Genomic DNA, 15,603 nt, shown 5'->3' with positions numbered 1-15,603 from the left:
GTCCGAGCCACGAAACACTTATAGCCTCATTCATAAACGGTCTCTATGGACCGTAAATAAAAGAGGCCTGCAGGCAGGAGGCTTGTTCGATTTATTGGGCTGCGCGATTGGAGAGACGGGCGAGTGGCGCTGCTTGCCCGTCCCTCCAATCGCGCAGCAGCGGAAAAGAGTGGATCGTTTCAAGACGAAATTACAGCAGGTTAGTCAGTTTCGTCCTCATCTTCATCTTCATCTTCGTCTTCATCTTCGTCCCCGTCTTCATCTTCGTCTTCATCTTCGTCCCCGTCTTCATCTTCGTCCCCGTCTTCATCTTCATCTTCGTCTTCGTCTTCGTCTTCGTCCCCGTCTTCTTCTTCGTCTTCGTCTCCGTCTTCATCTTCGTCCCCGTCTTCATCTTCGTCCCCGTCTTCATCTTCATCTTCGTCTTCGTCTTCGTCCCCGTCTTCTTCTTCGTCTTCGTCTCCGTCTTCTTCTTCGTCTTCGTCCCCGTCTTCATCTTCGTCCCCGTCTTCGTCTTCGTCCCCGTCTTCGTCTTCGTCTTCGTCTTCGTCTTCATCTTCATCTTCGTCTTCGTCTTCGTCTTCATCTTCGTCTTCGTCTTCATCTTCGTCTTCATCGTCGTCATCGTCGTCATCGTCGTCATCGTCGTCATCGTCGTCATCGTCGTCATCGTCCAATTCTAACTTTTCTGTTTCGCCGTCAGCCATCTCCACTTCTATTTCTTCAACTTCCTCCCAGTCCACTTTGCTCATCAAAGCAGATACCCCTTCGTCCAAGGAGTAATTGATCTTATCGCCGTTCGCAAACTCAATTTCAACTTCAGCAGCATCAGGGTAGGCAGCCAGCCAGTGCTTCACTTTTTCGGCTTTAGACAAAACAACCATTCCTCTCCATGTTCGTCTCGAAACTTTTTTTAGTTAGTTTCACTGTATACTATGATCTCGTAGTCGCGATGTATAGGCTGGTTATAGAAGACGAAAGCGGATATTTACCAACTTATTGTTATTTACACAAAAAAATGCACATACACACATATTTAGGTGTTCATCCGCAAATACCCTTACGGGGTATAGATGCTTTACATAATATTTATAATAAAGCACTAAGTCACAAGGAGTAAAACCATACGGAGCAAGAAAAAAAAGAATAAACCTGAGCAATTTGGGGATCACCAAAATGATCGAAATTTGTATCATGCTGGAGGGACGGGCAAATGAACATTTTGATTGTAGGCATGGGTTATGTCGGCGTCACGACCGGGCTCATCTTAGCTGAGCTCGGTTGGAAGGTAACCGGATTCGATACGAACGAGGCCAAGCTGAACCGTCTGGCCGTAGGAACCCTGCCCTTCTACGAGCCCGGCTTGGACGTTCTGCTTGAAGAACACAGCCGTGCAGGAAGCATCTCGTTTACCTCCGATTTTGAAACCGCCCTGCGGGAGCATCCGATCATTTTTTTATGCGTCGGCACTCCGTCCCGGCCTGATGGAAGCGCCGATCTGCAGTTTATACGGCAGGCTGCCGAACAGATCGGTTCCCTGATGACGGAATACAAGCTCGTAGTTATTAAAAGCACCGTTCCCGTAGGCACGAACGAACAGGTTGTCCGGTGGATCGGCGAGGCGCAGCGGGAGCCGGTTTCGTTCGATGTGATATCCAACCCGGAGTTTTTGCGAGAGGGCAGCGCTCTGCACGATGCGCTCCATCCCGACCGCGTCGTAATCGGCAGTACGAACAAGCAAGCGACCGCAATCATCACCGCTTTATACAAAGATATGACTTGTCCCCTGATTGTCACCAAGCCGCAAACCGCGGAGATGATCAAATATGCGGCAAACGCTTTTTTGGCGACGAAAATCTCCTTCATCAACGAGCTTTCAAGGCTCTGCGACCGGCTCGGGGTTTCCGTTACTGATGTGGCTCACGGGATGGGAACCGACCCTCGCATCGGACCGCACTTTCTAAGGGCAGGCATTGGCTTCGGCGGATCCTGTTTTCCCAAAGACATTCAAGCGCTGCTGTATACCGCAAAAGAGCATGGCAGCGAGATGACGCTGCTGAACAGCGTCGTCGCCGTGAACCAAACGCAAATCTCTTACGCCGTGCATAATTGGGAAAGAACCTTCGGATCCTTTCGCAATAAAACCGTAGCCCTGCTAGGTCTGTCCTTCAAGCCTGAAACAGACGATCAGCGTGAATCCCCGGCACTTTCCGTTCTGAAGCACCTGATGGAAGAGAAAGCCATCGTTCGCGTACATGACCCTGTCTCCAAGCTGCCGGCCGACATGGCATCCGACCGCGTCCGCCAGTTCGAGACGCTGGAAGATACGGTCGCCGCTTGTGACGCTGTCATCCTTTGCACGGAGTGGAAGCAGTATACGACGGCAGATTGGGGCCTGCTGAAAGAAAGCATGAGGCAGCATTACTTTCTTGACGGAAGAAATGCGCTGGACGGTAAGCGGATGAGCTCTCTGGGGTTTAGCTACCGATGCCTCGGAAATCCGTGAGGAGAGATGACGCTATGAAAATATTAGTGACCGGAGCGGCCGGATTTATCGGCTCCCATCTATGCGAGAGGCTGCTTCAAGATGAGCGTGTCGAGGTAATCGGCCTGGACGCTTTCGTTCCTTCGGCGTCCCCCATATGGATGAGGGAAAGAAATTTACACGCATTGCTCCGGCATCCGCGCTTTACTTTGGTCAAGATCGATTTGCGTACCGTCAGCTGGGATCAGCTTCTCCCTAACGTCGATATCGTCTTCCACCTGGCGGGAATGCCTGGCGTACGGTCAAGCTGGGGGGAAGATTTCAAAACCTACATTGCCCACAATATCGCAGCGACGCAGCGATTGCTGGAAGGGTGCAAACGGTATAGCATCCGCAAATTTATTTATGCTTCCACCTCGTCGGTTTATGGCCAGAAGACGGGACCGGTTGTGGAATCAGCCGTCGTGGAGCCGCTGTCTCCGTACGGCGTCAGCAAATTAACGGGGGAGCATCTGTGCAAGGTGTATGCTTATAATGAACAACTGCCATTGACCATTCTCAGATTTTTCACGGTATACGGACCCAGACAGCGTACAGACATGGCTTTCCATCGGTTTATTCGGCGCATGCTGGAGAACAAGCCGATCCCGCTATATGGAGACGGGCGCCAATCTCGCGATTTCACCTATATAGCCGATTGCGTGGATGCGGTAGCCAGGGCTGCTTACGCCGATGGATTAATCGGGGAAACGATTAATATCGGAGGGAAGGAAAGAGCCTCTGTTCTGGAATGCATTTCCATCATCGAAGAGCTGTTCGGACGTAAGGCGGACCTTCAGAAAGTCGGAGACATTTATGGAGAACCGAAGCAAACGTGGGCGGATATCGGAAAAGCGCAGTCGCTGCTCGGCTACCAGCCTCAAACCGACCTGCGCACCGGGCTGGAAGCGGAATACCGGTTCTTGCGCGATCTGTACAGGGTCCAGTAAGGCTGAATAAACCCGCTTTCCATAGGAGGAACCGGTTCCGCCGGGGAATGCGGGTTTATTTAGAGGAACCCGTTCTGCCGGGGAATGCGGGTTAATTAGCGGCCGTCGCCTTGAGACATATTCTGGGTTAGCCCATGACGAACGGCATAGGCGGTCAGCTGAACGCGATTGTCCAAGGCGAGCTTGCCCAAAATGTTCTTGATATGGTTCTTGACCGTATTTTCGGAGATGACGAGCGTTTCAGCGATTTGCCGATTGCTCTGCCCGGTCGCGACACAGCTTAAAATTTCTAGCTCCCGCTGCGACAGGACGCTTGGAGGAGCTTCGTCCGATGAAGTCCTGCCTTCGGAGCGGAACGACTGAAACAACCGGTCAGTAATGACCCTGGAAATTTCGCTGTTCTCGTCCAGCAGTCCTCGCAAATAGTGAACCCAGTCCTCGGGGTTCATGTTTTTGAGCAAGTAGCCTTGGGCGCCGTAGCGCACAGCGGTAAACAGATCGGCCACGTCATCGGATACCGTCAGCATAACGATGCGAATGTGCGGATACAACTGCTTAATCCGTTTGGTCGCCTCGAGTCCGCCGCCATCCGGCATGCGGATATCCATCAGCACAACGTCAGGCAGCAGCTCGCCGCACCGCACCACCGCCTCGCTTCCGCTCGCAGCCTCCCCGATCCATTCAAAGTCGGGCTCTCCCTCAATGAGCGCCCGTACCGCACGGCGGGCCAGCGGATGATCGTCGGCCACCAATACCCTATAGTTCATGACATTCTCCCTTCCCGCATCGGACCGGTCAAGATGAGCTCCGTCCCGGTACCCGGCGACGAGCGCAGGAGCAGCTCAGCCCCCAGGTCCATTGCGCGTTTGTTCAAAATGGACAGCCCGTAACGGTTTACGGCCACACCGTCCGACATGTCGAAGCCGAGGCCGTTATCGGCGATCCGCAGCCGCCACCGCTGGCCGTCCTCCGTCCGGGCAAGCTCGAGCCAAGCTTGGTCGGCGTTCGAATGCTTGCGAATATTCGTGAACGCTTCCCGGACGATGGAGAACAGCGCCACCTCGGCGGACGGCGGAACGTTCTCTTCCGCCGGTTCGACCAGCCAATCGACCGCAATGCCGGTCAAGCCGCTCCACTCCTCCAGCCAGGCTTGCAGCCTCATAGCAAAGCCGGCCCCTTCTTCCGGGACAGTCCGCAGGTTGAAGATCACTTGCCGCAAGTGGTGGTCAATCTCGGAAACCGCCTCCCGCGCTTCGGAGATTTGACCTTTCGTCAGCTGTACGTTCAAGAAGAACAGCACTTGCGCGATATTATCGTGCAGCTCTTCGGCGAGACGCTCCCGCTCCTCGTAGACCGCCCGTTTAGCCTGTTCCCTCGCGAGCGTATCGTTCATTCGAGCGATACGTTTGAACATCCAAGTGGCGAACACGAAGGACATCAGCAGCGTCAGCAGCGTGATATATAGATTGCCTGTTTCCATCGATAAAGAATCAAGCAGAAAGTCGTGCCGGACGTATTCGAATCCTCCGATCAGCAGCGTAGGCAGCAATATCGTCAACCATTTCAGCGTTCTCATGGACATGATGATTCCGTTCCCACACTTTCATTGAAAATTAAGGCGTTGCAGAGGGCCGCCTTCATATTCGCGGACGCTGCCATAACGTTAGTTACATTATAATGGGTTTTCTCGAACAAGCCAGCTGAATCTGAAATTTTCCGCATACAGACACAATTCGCCCTCATGCGAGTCACTTGCCCGAAAGACGCTTCAGCAAGCCAAAGACGCCGGGAGACGAAGCTCCTGACGTGGTTGCGCAGACTTTACTTTACCATTCGAACGAAGCTTGTTTTGGATACTCTGAATGATCGTTTCAGAACGCCCCATATAAGGAGTAATCGCCGTCTCATCAACTGGATACTGAGCAAGGAAGGCCTTCACATTCACCCGTTCAAGGATAGATTTCCTTTTTCATTCCCGCACTGAAGTTTTGCATACGAGTCTCACAATCTAAAATATGAGAATTGCATGTTGGTTGCTTGGACGGATGACATTTATTAAAAAGTTAGGTGCCGAAAGCTGCCTTATCGCTTGTTAAGCTTCTTCATGGATAACCTTTCTTCCCTTTCAACTTCAGGATATGCGGCGCCGGAATCCATAGGATAGACATGACAAACAACTTCATTATAAAGCATATTCATGTAAATCTGTTAAACCATTCACTTGCGTCCACATTGACAAACGAACAACATCCCGCTAAAATTTTAGTATCTGGTACTAATACTTGGTACTGGTATTAACCAACATATTCTTGCATACATGAACAGTGACCCCATTTTATTCGATCGAGGTGTTTAATCATGTTTACCGAACCTGTTCTCCCGATGTCCGGGCCGCGTTACCGTTCCCGGATGACCGCTATCGGCAGTTATGTGCCTGAGCGCATATTGACGAATGCCGAGCTTGAACGCATGATCGACACGAACGACGAATGGATCGTACAGCGCACCGGTATCCGCGAACGCCGCATCGGCGAGCCTGACGAGTTCACGAGCCGTCTGGCCATTCGAGCCGTGCAAAATATGCAGGAGCGCTACGGCGTGGCGCTGCACGATGTCGATCTGCTGCTGGTTTGTACGAGCACGCCTGACTTCTCGTTTCCTTCCACCGCTTGCCTGGTGCAAGCGCACTTCGGCATCGAGCAGACGTTTGCGCTCGATTTGAGCGCGGCTTGCGCGGGCTTCGTCTACGGCCTGCATGTGGCGGACGGGATGATCGCTTCCGGCATGCACCGGAAGGCGCTCGTCATCGGCGCGGACGCGCTGTCCAAAATCGCCGACTATACCGACCGCACGACCTGCATCCTGTTCGGGGACGGGGCGGCTGCCGTGCTGCTCGAGCGGACGGACGATCCCCGCTCGGAGCCTGCGTTTTTCAGTTATACCGCAGGCAGCGACGGCAACGGGGCGGCGCATCTGTACCGCTCGAACACAGCGGCAAGCTTGAACGGCGCCCCCCTGCGCGGAGACGGAAAGCTCGTTCAGAACGGGCGCGAGGTGTACAAATTCGCCGTGCAAACCGTCCCAAAGGGCGTTGCCGAGCTGCTCGCCCAAGCCGGCTTGACAACTGCCGACATCGATTGGTTCCTCCCCCACAGCGCCAACCTGCGCATTATCGAATCCATCTGCGACAAAACCGGCCTCCCGCTCGAACGAACGCTGCACACAATCGAGCTTTACGGCAACACATCGGCGGCCACCATCGGGCTGGCCATGGATGAAGCCGTTCGGATGGGACGGTTCCGGGACGGGGATCGGCTGCTGCTCTTCGGCTTCGGCGGCGGCTTCGTCCACGGCGGGCTATTGATGCGGTGGAGCGACCTGAGGGAAGGATAAACGCGGAACATCCGGACGAATGCCTACGACACCTGTCCATACCGCCACACGATCCCCGACATATGCTGTATAAACGATCGTCACAGGTAAGGATCGATAACAGATCGAGGAGGGATCGCCGTGTATCCTCCCTACGTGGGCATTCTCGTGAATGATAACGAACTCCGTAAAATCCCGTTGGGAACTTGGAAATACGAAGCTATTGAACATTATGAAGAGGCGGGAAAAAAATACGGATTCACCCCCTGCTTCTTCAGGATTTGCGATCTTCGCGCCGGGCAAAAGACGGTGAAAGCCTACGTAAAGCAGCTCGAAGGTTATGTACGGCGGAAAATCCCCGCTCCGCTTGTCATACACAACCGGGCGATCTATCTGAGCAAATCCCAGGATCGCCGGTTGTCTTCCTGGGTTCGCGACGGCCGCCAGCTGTTCAACCGCTGGAACCGGTACGGCAAGCTGCGCATCCATCAATTGATGCTGGAAAACCCTTCGTTGCATCCGCACCTGCCGGCAACCCGACGAGCTACGCCGGACGGTATCGCACGATTGATGAAACGGTTCGACTCGTTGATCATCAAGCCGAACAACAGCAGCATCGGACGCGGCGTGATGAGAATGGACCGGACCCCAACAGGATGGAAGCTATCCTATCCGATTTCGTTCGGCCCGGTGAACCAAAAGTGGCGCACCGTCAGATGGAAAGGAACGCGGCTGCCGGCCGTCCTACGCAGCCGCCTCCGAAAAGAAACGTACATCGTACAGCAGCGATTGCCGCTGGCAACGTTTCAAGGAAGCCCGTTTGATCTGCGCGTCTCCGTGCAGCGGACGGCGGACGGAAGCTGGGATGTAACGGGAATCGTCGCCAAAGTCGCCTCCAAGCATACGTTCGTGACGAACGTCGCCCAAGGCGGCACGACTTACCAGCTGCCCCTCATCCTGCAAGAAGAATATGCTCACCTGGACCCCGAGGAAGTCGTACAGCGTATTTATAACTTCTCCATACTTGTCGCCTCCCATCTGTCCGATCGGCTTCCGCATCTGGCAGATTTGGGGCTGGACGTCGGAATCACGACGGACGGTTACCCGCTGTTTATCGAATGCAACGGTAAAGACCAGCGCTACAGCTTCCGCGAAGCCGGCATGCTGAGCGAATGGATCGCTACGTACGACAATCCGATGGCATACGCCAAATATTTGCTCGACGGCTGTTCCGGCCACGTTTGAACGTCCGAACATGAAGAAAGGACCGTTCAAACCCGGGACGGTCCTTTCTTCATGTCTCGCCGCATTTGGCGAACCAGGCGTCGCCTGATCGTTCGACCTTATGCCGGCACGGCGCTTCGAAGATGCCGCGGGGGGCCAGTGCCGCCTTATTCGCTCAGGGGGCCGATCGCAATCCAGTTCACGATCCCTTGAATATCGGCCGCCGATTTCAAACGAACGAGCTCGAGGATCGCGCAATCAGCCAGCTTTTCTTTCACAACGGCAAAGGCATCCGACTGGCTTGACGTGGCTACGAGCACGTAGTTAGCGTCAGCGAACGGTTGATCGAACGTGACAAGCAGTTCGACTTTCTCCTCTTCCGTGTACAGGTTGAACAGGCTTAATCCGAATTGCTGCACAACGGGTTGCCCCGCTATCGCTTGCACCGGACGCAGGTAGGACCGCGGGGAAGCTGCTTCGCTTTCGATCACCATCCCGCTTTCCGGCGATAGCGCATGCAGCCGGAGCTTGTTCTCAGCCTCTTGCCGAGCGCTCTGGTCCTCTGCGACAGACTCGATCGTAAACGCTTCGGCCGTCTCCGCAACCGGTTCGATGTACGAAGCATCGATGAACGTTTCCGCAGCCGAGTTCCCGGGAAGGATGACCGCTGCCTTCGTCTCCGTCTCGGCCGCTTCTAATTCGGCCTCCGGCGTTGCTTTAAGCTCCAGCTCGGCTTCAGCGGCCTCTTTAAGCTGCCTTGCCGCTTCGCTCGCCGAAAATCCGTTCAACAGCGTTTGGAGCGACGTGTCCAAATGAAGCATCGAAATCGTACCGGGGATCAAGTGGTACCCCGATAAGGTTTCCTGCATAATGTGCAGGCCGTCTATGGAATCGACGCTTACATGATCCGTCGATACCGCCCCGGCCGCCAGCTTTTCCGCCGTCACCGCACCCCTTTCAAGCGCCGAGCTGTTCACGGCGTTTGCGCTCAGCTTCTCCGACGTGACGCTGCCATCCGCCAGACGGTCGGTCGTGACGCTCCCGTCCGCCAGCTTTTGCGAGGTGACGCTGCCATCCGCCAGCCGATCCGTCGTCACCGATTCCGCGGCAAGCTGCTCCGTGCCGATCGCCCCCGGCGCCAGATGCGCGCCGCGCACCGCCCCTTCCGCCAGGTTTACGCCGGTCACCGCACCCTCCGCCAGCTTTTCCGTCGTCACCGCGCCGTCATTCAGCTTCTCGCGCGTCACCGCACCGGTAACCAGCTGCTGGGTGCGAACGGAGGCTTTGCTCAAGTGCACGTGATGAATCGCGCCCGGGGAAACGTGTTCCGCTTGCACCGCTTCCCGGCTAAGCTTCTCCGACGTGACGCTCCCTTGCCCCAGCTTCGCCGAGGTGATCGCCAAATTCGTCAGCTTATCGGTCGACACCGCCTCGCTGGAAATTTTTGAAGTCGTGACGCTGTGGTTGCCGAGATGGCCGTTCAATACCGCGCCGTCATGCAGATGCTGCGAACGCACTGCGCCGATTCCCAGCTTGTCGGACGTGACCGCGCCGTCTTTCAGCTTCTCCGTCGTGAGCGAGCTCTCCTGCACATGCTCGGTACCGACCGCCTTCGGCGCAAGCTGTCCCGCCTGCACCGCCTGATCGGCCAAATGCTGCGTATCGACCGTACCGGCCGATACATGCTCGGCCTTGACGGCCCCTCTCCCCAGCTTCCGCGAGCTGACAGCTCCTTCCGCCAGCTTCGCCTCGGTCACGGCTCCTTCCGTCAACTGCGGCGTGCCGACGCTCGACGATGCCATCTTGTCGACGGTGATAGCGCGATCGGCCAAGTGACGGCTCACGATGACGCCCGGCTCCACGTGCCTCCCTTCGATAGAGCCGTCCTGTACGTGCAAGCCTTGCACCGCGCCTTTGACCAGCTTCGCGGAAGTGACCGTGCCGTCCTTCAGATGAGCGGTATGAACCGCTTCATCAACCAAGTGAATCGCTTCGATCTGTTTCGAAGCGACGTTGACGCCGCGAATAAGACCGGATGTCAAATGCTCGTTCAAGACGGCCCTCGGCTTCAATTGTTCCGCGCCGATACTCCAAGGCGCCATTTTCTCCTCCGTCACGGAACCGTCAGCCAGCTTATCGGTGCCTATCTCGCCGTCCACCAGCTTGGCCGCCGTCACGGACAAATCGCGCAGCTTCTCAGTGGTAACCGCGCCGTCCGAAAGCTTGGAAGTGTTGACGGCGCCGTTTGCCAAATTGCCCGAGAGAATCGCGCCGCTTTTGATTTTATCCGAGGTAATCGATTGATTTTGCAGCAGCTCTCCGGTAATGGCCTCATCCGCCAAATGATACGTATGGATCGATTGTTCGGCGATTTTGATCGCATCGATCGTTTTATCGGCCAGTTTCTCGGACGTGATGCTGTTATCGAGCAGCTTGCTGCCTGTGATCGCCCGGTCCTGAATTTTATCGGTCGTTATCGAATTCGTCGCCAAATGCTCCTGCGTCACCGCACCCCAAGCCAGCTTTTGCTGGTTTATGCTGCGGTCCGCCAGCTTGGAGGTATCGACGGCGTAGTCCGCCAACGTATCCTTGCCCAGGCTGCCTCGTTTAATTTTGCTTCCGTCAATCGCATAGCGCGCAATTTTCTCTGAGGTGACGGCTTCATCAGCCAAATCGTCCGTGTATACAGAAGCTTCCGCCTCAAGAGTCACTTTCGAGGTCGATGCCCTCAACGAGCTCTCATCCGACGAGGAAATATTCGGTTCTTCCTTTGTAAGATTCGCGGCGGACGTCCAGCTCATCGCATCTCCGTCGTTCTGCTTCTCCCGATCCTCATTCAACCAGCGTAATTCGTCATATAACGAATCGACCCGCTTTTGAGGGGGCTTTATTACATTGCCGGAATTCCGGCGGTTCACCTTTTTCATCCGGGATCCTCCTACTATGCCTTGTTCCTGCAGTACATCGCTGATGATGGTTAAGCAATCACTGCTAACATATGCATGCCCCTATACGGTGGTCATTCGCCCTGTGAAAAATAGGCGGTCGCGTACCAGCGCGGCGGTACGCCGGGATTCTACGCAGCGCCAGGTTCAAGCGATTCGCCTCATCCAGTTGTAATTCCGCGCTGAAATCCGCATAATGAGGGGGAACGACGGAACGTCACTTGCGGCCGTTAGCCGTCCCGTTCGAAGTTAACCAAGCGAAAGGATGATGGAAGGTGATTTCGCTGCAAACCGCCATCGAACGATATGCCGGGTTGGCTGTGCAGGTGGGCATTAACGTGCAGCCGGGCCAGACGCTGGTCGTTCACGCGCCGCTGTACAACGCCGATTTTGTTCGATTGATCGCGAAGAAAGCTTATGAGGCAGGCGCCAAACACGTGCATGTGGAATGGGACGACGACGAGCTGAAACGAATGAAATATTTGCTGGCGCCGGATGAGGCGTTTCATGAATATCCGCAGTGGAAGGCAAACGGGTACCTGGAAATGGCGGAGGCGGACGCCGCATTCTTAACGGTGTACTCGCCGACGCCCGACTTATTGAAGGACGTCAAGCCCGAGCGGCTGTCCGCTGCCAGCAAGGCGTACGGCTCGGCCATGCGCGAATACCGCGCTCTGATGCAAGCCGGTAAGATCAGCTGGGCGATTGTGTCGGCACCTTCGCCGGGATGGGCGCAGAAAGTATTCCCGGGCTCCGGCGAGGAAGAGGCCATCCGCAAGCTGTGGGAATATCTCGTTCAGGCGGCGCGGGCCGACCGGGACGATCCGGTGCAAGCTTGGCACGACCATCTGCTGCAGTTGAAGGGGCATGCGGACCGCATGAACGCCAAGCGGTACGCGCGGTTGAAATACAAAGCTCCCGGAACCGAGTTGACGATCGATTTGCCCCCTGAGCACCAATGGGTGGCGGGAGGCATTCGCAATGCGAAAGGCACATTCTTCGTCCCTAACATTCCGACCGAAGAATTGTTCACCCTGCCGCACCGTGACCGCGTGAACGGCACCGTGGCGAGCACGAAGCCGCTGAACTGGAACGGCCAGTTGATCGACAAGTTCAGCATCACGTTCGAGAACGGCGTTGCCGTGGCCTGCACCGCGGAAACCGGGCTGGACACGCTGCAGCGTCTCATCGCGACGGATGCAGGCGCCGCACGGCTCGGCGAGGTGGCGCTCGTGCCGCAGCATTCGCCGATCGCAAGTATGAACGTGTTGTTCTACAACACGGGGCTCGACGAGAACGCTTCGTGCCACTTGGCGTTCGGCAACGCCTATCCGCTCTGCGTGCAGAACGGCACATCCATGAATCCCGAAGAGCTCGAGGGGCTCGGGGCAAACCTGAGCCTGCTGCATGTCGACTTCATGATCGGCTCGGACGAGCTCGACATCGACGGCATCACCGCAGACGGCGTGACCGAACCTGTTTTTCGCCGCGGCAATTGGGCGTAATATCCAAAAACCCTGACGACAGAAAGCTCCACCAGGGTCTTTGGCCAGATGTGCGGTAGGCTTGCTCAACCTTCCATCGATTCCTTATACCGGTAACAATCGGTCGTATGATCCATCACCATGCCGGTGGCCTGCATATACGCGTAACAGATCGTCGAGCCGACGAACGAAAAGCCGCGCTTCTTCAAATCTTTGCTCATCGCATCCGACTCCGGCGTGCTCGCCGGCACCTCGCGCAGCGACGCCCACCGGTTCCGTTTCGGCGCGCCGCCCACGAAGCGCCAGATGTACGCGTCGAAGCTGCCGAATTCCTGCTGTACCCGCAAGAACGCCTTGGCGTTCGTGACGGCGGAGCGGATTTTCAGCCGGTTCCGGATCAAGCCGGGATCGGCGAGCAGCTCCGACAGTTTCGCCTCGTCGTAATTTGCGACGACGGACGGCTCGAACCCGTCGAACGCTTCGACGTAACGGGCTCTTTTGCGCAGCACGGTGTACCAGCTTAAGCCCGCCTGCGCGCCTTCCAACACCAGCATCTCGAACAGCTTGCGATCGTCGTGAACGGGGACGCCCCATTCGTGGTCGTGATAGTTTATATATAACGGATCTTCATTCACCCATTCGCAGCGGTGTGTCATCTCTCCAACCTCCTGTATCCTCGCGGTTATTCCTACCTGTTATAGAACGTACGTTCCCGTATCATACCACAATTTCAGCCCGGAGCAAATATGCCTTTTGTTTCCGGTCCGCATACTTTTTCTTTGCCATGCGTATCAACTATGGAGAACCCAGTATACGATTCGGTAGGTGAAGATCATGATGAACGGCAAATATACCGTGTACGAGCAGCAAACCGCCAAAGCACTGATCCGTTGGGAGAAGGAGCTGCTGAGGACGCCCGGCCTCTTCGAAAAAACGTCCAAAGCGGTGCAAACCCGGATTAACCAGGTGATTCCCGAGAAAGTGCATACGGCCATTACCGCCGCCGTCAAAGGCATCGTACGATCCGCCCTCTTCACGATGGACTATATCCCGAAGAACGAGCCGCTGGCCGCCGCTTCTCTTGCCGAACGGGATCACAAGGCGGCGGAACTGCTCGCTTTCTACAAAAAGCTGGCCGCGGCCGAGGGCGCCGGCACCGGAGCGGGCGGACTGCTGCTCGGTTTGGCCGATTTTCCGATCCTGATCGGCATTAAGATGAAGTTTCTGTTCGAGCTGGCCCACGTATACGGACATTCCACGCTCGACTACCGGGAGCGGTTGTACATCCTGCACATCTTTCAGCTCGCCTTCTCCAGCCAGGCGATCAAGCCGGCCCTGCTTCGCACGCTTGCCGAATGGCCCGAGACGTCGAAATCGCTGCCGCCGGCCGATTCCTTCGAATCGCACATCGACTGGAGGCAGCTGCAGCAAGAATACCGCGATACGATCGATTTCCGTAAAATGCTGCAGCTCGTCCCCGGCATCGGCGCCGTCGTCGGCGCCTGGGCCAATTACGGCCTGCTCGAGGAACTCGGCCAAACCGGCATGAACGTGTACCGGATGCGCTGGCTGGCTGCGCGGTCTTAGCCGGGACCGGACGCCCGGAGGAGCCGCCGCGGCGCGAATCGGAAGGCGGCGGCTCGCTTTCCCCGCCAAGCCTTCCAGCCGGGCGCTGCCTCGAGGGCAGGCAGGAAGGTTCGTTCGTGGCCGGACTGGCTGCAGCTTGACTTTTACATGCCATTGAATTATCTTAATATTAAGATTATTGCTTCCTTCAAATTGCAGAAAGGACGATACTTATGCCGAATGAACGCGATGAATCTTTACACTTATTTGTCGTCCTCTCCCGGGCTTGCGAATGGGTCACGGCGCACGCGCATCGGGACATCCGGCGGCATGGGCTGAATCCGACGGAATACGGCGTGCTTGAGCTGCTGTACCACAAGGGACCGCAGCCGCTGCAGCAGATCGGCGAGAAAATATTGATGACCAGCGGCAACATCACCTACGTCATCGATAAGCTGGAGCAGAAACAGCTTGTCGTCCGCAAGCCTTGTCCCGAAGACCGGCGGGTCAGTTTTGCCGAGATTACGGAACGAGGGGTTGCCTTCCTGAACGATGCCTTCCCTGCGCACCAGCAGGTCGTTGCGAATGCGGTGGCCGGACTCACATCGGAAGAGAAGCGGCAAGCGATCGCGCTGCTTAAGAAGCTGGGTATCAGCGCTAAAGAAAGTTTCAAGCTCCCCGCCGACTAACGCTCCGCGTGTCCGGCCGCACACTTATCTCAATATTAAGATATTAAGGAGACGATTGTTATGCAAATCATGGTATATCCCCCAAGCATGCAGGGTACCGGCGCTTTCGACGGAGGCAAAATCACCGAGCGGAAGCCGGTCGGATTTCCCGGCGAAGGCTCGGTCGTGAAAGGAGTCGGACCGCTTTTTTACTGGTCTTGGGCATTCTCCAAGCATGAAGGGTACATCGGGCTGCATCCGCATCAAGGGTTCGAGATCATGACGTACGTCATCCAGGGCAAAGCCGAGCATGGCGATACGCTCGGCACCCGCAGCGTCGTCGGCCCCGGCGGTGCGCAGGTGATGCAAACCGGCTCGGGCGTCTCGCACGAGGAACGGTTCATCGGCCCCGATATGGAGGGCTTCCAGATTTGGTTCGAGCCTGAGCTGCGCGCTGCCATGCAGCGGAAGCCGACGTACAAGCAGTTCGAGCATGAGGAGTTCCCGATCCGCCAAGCGAACGGCGCCGTGCTCAAAACGGTGATCGGCGAAGGCTCGCCCATCGAGCTCGTCGCCGACGTGCACGTCTGGGACATCGAGCTCGAGCCGGGCGCTTCCTATACGCATACCATCCCCGGCGGACGTACGCTGACGGCGCTGGCCATTCGCGGCCAAGGCGCGTGGACGCAAGCGAACGGCTCCGATACGGCGTTCAACCACCAAGACTTCATGACGATGCGAGCCGACCAACCAACCGAAGTGACATTGAAAGCGGGCGACAACGACAAGTTGCGCATGATCTGGATCGAGGTGCCGACCCAAGTGGCGTACCCGTTATATCCGAAACGTTGATAACCGCGTCCGGCTTGA

The 15,603-nt window shown here is 56.2% G+C and carries 13 protein-coding genes; 8 read left to right on the top strand and 5 right to left on the bottom strand.

Annotation, left to right across the window (positions count from 1 at the left end; genetic code table 11):
* Positions 1–200 precede the first annotated feature (200 nt).
* Entirely contained in the window at positions 201–875 is a 675-nt protein-coding gene (locus ACZ439_RS19555; RefSeq protein ID WP_464620061.1) for a hypothetical protein, read from the bottom strand.
* Between the two features lie 338 nt (positions 876–1,213).
* Here ACZ439_RS19555 and ACZ439_RS19550 point away from each other — a divergent pair, with 338 nt between their 5' ends.
* Positions 1,214–2,506 carry a UDP-glucose dehydrogenase family protein gene (locus ACZ439_RS19550; RefSeq protein ID WP_127610750.1) on the top strand — a complete coding sequence of 431 codons (1,293 nt, stop codon included), beginning with the start codon at positions 1,214–1,216 and terminating at the stop codon, positions 2,504–2,506.
* A 14-nt stretch (positions 2,507–2,520) separates the two neighbouring features.
* The gene (locus tag ACZ439_RS19545; protein ID WP_054796927.1) at positions 2,521–3,474 is read left to right on the top strand and encodes an NAD-dependent epimerase/dehydratase family protein; all 954 of its coding nucleotides are present in this window, start codon (positions 2,521–2,523) and stop codon (positions 3,472–3,474) included.
* Between the two features lie 95 nt (positions 3,475–3,569).
* Here ACZ439_RS19545 and ACZ439_RS19540 read toward each other — a convergent pair whose 3' ends face one another.
* Positions 3,570–4,241, bottom strand: coding sequence for a response regulator (locus ACZ439_RS19540; protein WP_054796928.1), 672 nt, complete (start codon positions 4,239–4,241; stop codon positions 3,570–3,572).
* A complete protein-coding gene (locus ACZ439_RS19535) occupies positions 4,238–5,056 on the bottom strand; it encodes a sensor histidine kinase (RefSeq protein WP_054796929.1) in 819 nt (272 codons plus the stop codon). Before ACZ439_RS19535 ends, ACZ439_RS19540 begins: the two co-directional genes overlap by 4 nt.
* A 776-nt stretch (positions 5,057–5,832) precedes the next feature.
* On the opposite strand from ACZ439_RS19535, the gene ACZ439_RS19530 reads away from it, so the two are divergent.
* A complete protein-coding gene (locus ACZ439_RS19530) occupies positions 5,833–6,867 on the top strand; it encodes a ketoacyl-ACP synthase III (RefSeq protein ID WP_054796930.1) in 1,035 nt (344 codons plus the stop codon).
* A gap of 120 nt (positions 6,868–6,987) precedes the next feature.
* Complete coding sequence (locus ACZ439_RS19525) at positions 6,988–8,091, top strand: YheC/YheD family endospore coat-associated protein (RefSeq protein WP_141335097.1); 1,104 nt, start codon at positions 6,988–6,990, stop codon at positions 8,089–8,091.
* Between the two features lie 146 nt (positions 8,092–8,237).
* Here ACZ439_RS19525 and ACZ439_RS19520 read toward each other — a convergent pair whose 3' ends face one another.
* Positions 8,238–10,997, bottom strand: a complete 2,760-nt coding sequence (locus ACZ439_RS19520; RefSeq protein WP_464620060.1) for a WIAG-tail domain — start codon at positions 10,995–10,997, stop codon at positions 8,238–8,240.
* 296 nt (positions 10,998–11,293) lie between these two features.
* Between ACZ439_RS19520 and ACZ439_RS19515 the strand changes: the two genes are divergently transcribed.
* Positions 11,294–12,520 (top strand): aminopeptidase, encoded by a 1,227-nt coding sequence (locus ACZ439_RS19515; protein ID WP_054796941.1) that lies wholly within the window; start codon positions 11,294–11,296, stop codon positions 12,518–12,520.
* 65 nt (positions 12,521–12,585) lie between these two features.
* Here the strand turns inward: ACZ439_RS19515 and ACZ439_RS19510 are convergent, their stop codons facing one another.
* On the bottom strand, positions 12,586–13,155 hold the full coding sequence (locus ACZ439_RS19510; protein WP_054796936.1) for a DNA-3-methyladenine glycosylase I: 570 nt from the start codon (positions 13,153–13,155) through the stop codon (positions 12,586–12,588).
* 181 nt (positions 13,156–13,336) lie between these two features.
* Between ACZ439_RS19510 and ACZ439_RS19505 the strand changes: the two genes are divergently transcribed.
* The 3 genes from ACZ439_RS19505 (at position 13,337) to ACZ439_RS19495 (ending at position 15,585) form a co-directional block, all read left to right on the top strand.
* A complete protein-coding gene (locus ACZ439_RS19505) occupies positions 13,337–14,086 on the top strand; it encodes an EcsC family protein (RefSeq protein WP_201318175.1) in 750 nt (249 codons plus the stop codon).
* A gap of 212 nt (positions 14,087–14,298) precedes the next feature.
* Complete coding sequence (locus tag ACZ439_RS19500; protein ID WP_054796937.1) at positions 14,299–14,754, top strand: MarR family winged helix-turn-helix transcriptional regulator; 456 nt, start codon at positions 14,299–14,301, stop codon at positions 14,752–14,754.
* Between the two features lie 60 nt (positions 14,755–14,814).
* Entirely contained in the window at positions 14,815–15,585 is a 771-nt protein-coding gene (locus ACZ439_RS19495) for a pirin family protein (RefSeq protein ID WP_127608835.1), read from the top strand.
* The last annotated feature ends 18 nt before the right edge of the window (positions 15,586–15,603 follow it).

The organism is Paenibacillus sp. JCM 9796, assembly GCF_055379675.1.
This window is presented reverse-complemented; position numbering and strand designations above follow the sequence as displayed.

Excerpts from the sequence above, each read along its gene's own strand:
- ACZ439_RS19550 (WP_127610750.1), top strand. The coding sequence starts at position 1,214 with ATGAACATTTTGATTGTAGGCATGGGTTATGTCGGCGTCACGACCGGG.
- ACZ439_RS19545 (WP_054796927.1), top strand. The coding sequence starts at position 2,521 with ATGAAAATATTAGTGACCGGAGCGGCCGGATTTATCGGCTCCCATCTA.
- ACZ439_RS19540 (WP_054796928.1), bottom strand. The coding sequence starts at position 4,241 with ATGAACTATAGGGTATTGGTGGCCGACGATCATCCGCTGGCCCGCCGT.
- ACZ439_RS19535 (WP_054796929.1), bottom strand. The coding sequence starts at position 5,056 with ATGTCCATGAGAACGCTGAAATGGTTGACGATATTGCTGCCTACGCTG.
- ACZ439_RS19530 (WP_054796930.1), top strand. The coding sequence starts at position 5,833 with ATGTTTACCGAACCTGTTCTCCCGATGTCCGGGCCGCGTTACCGTTCC.
- ACZ439_RS19520 (WP_464620060.1), bottom strand. The coding sequence starts at position 10,997 with ATGAAAAAGGTGAACCGCCGGAATTCCGGCAATGTAATAAAGCCCCCT.
- ACZ439_RS19510 (WP_054796936.1), bottom strand. The coding sequence starts at position 13,155 with ATGACACACCGCTGCGAATGGGTGAATGAAGATCCGTTATATATAAAC.
- ACZ439_RS19505 (WP_201318175.1), top strand. The coding sequence starts at position 13,337 with ATGAACGGCAAATATACCGTGTACGAGCAGCAAACCGCCAAAGCACTG.
- ACZ439_RS19500 (WP_054796937.1), top strand. The coding sequence starts at position 14,299 with ATGCCGAATGAACGCGATGAATCTTTACACTTATTTGTCGTCCTCTCC.
- ACZ439_RS19495 (WP_127608835.1), top strand. The coding sequence starts at position 14,815 with ATGCAAATCATGGTATATCCCCCAAGCATGCAGGGTACCGGCGCTTTC.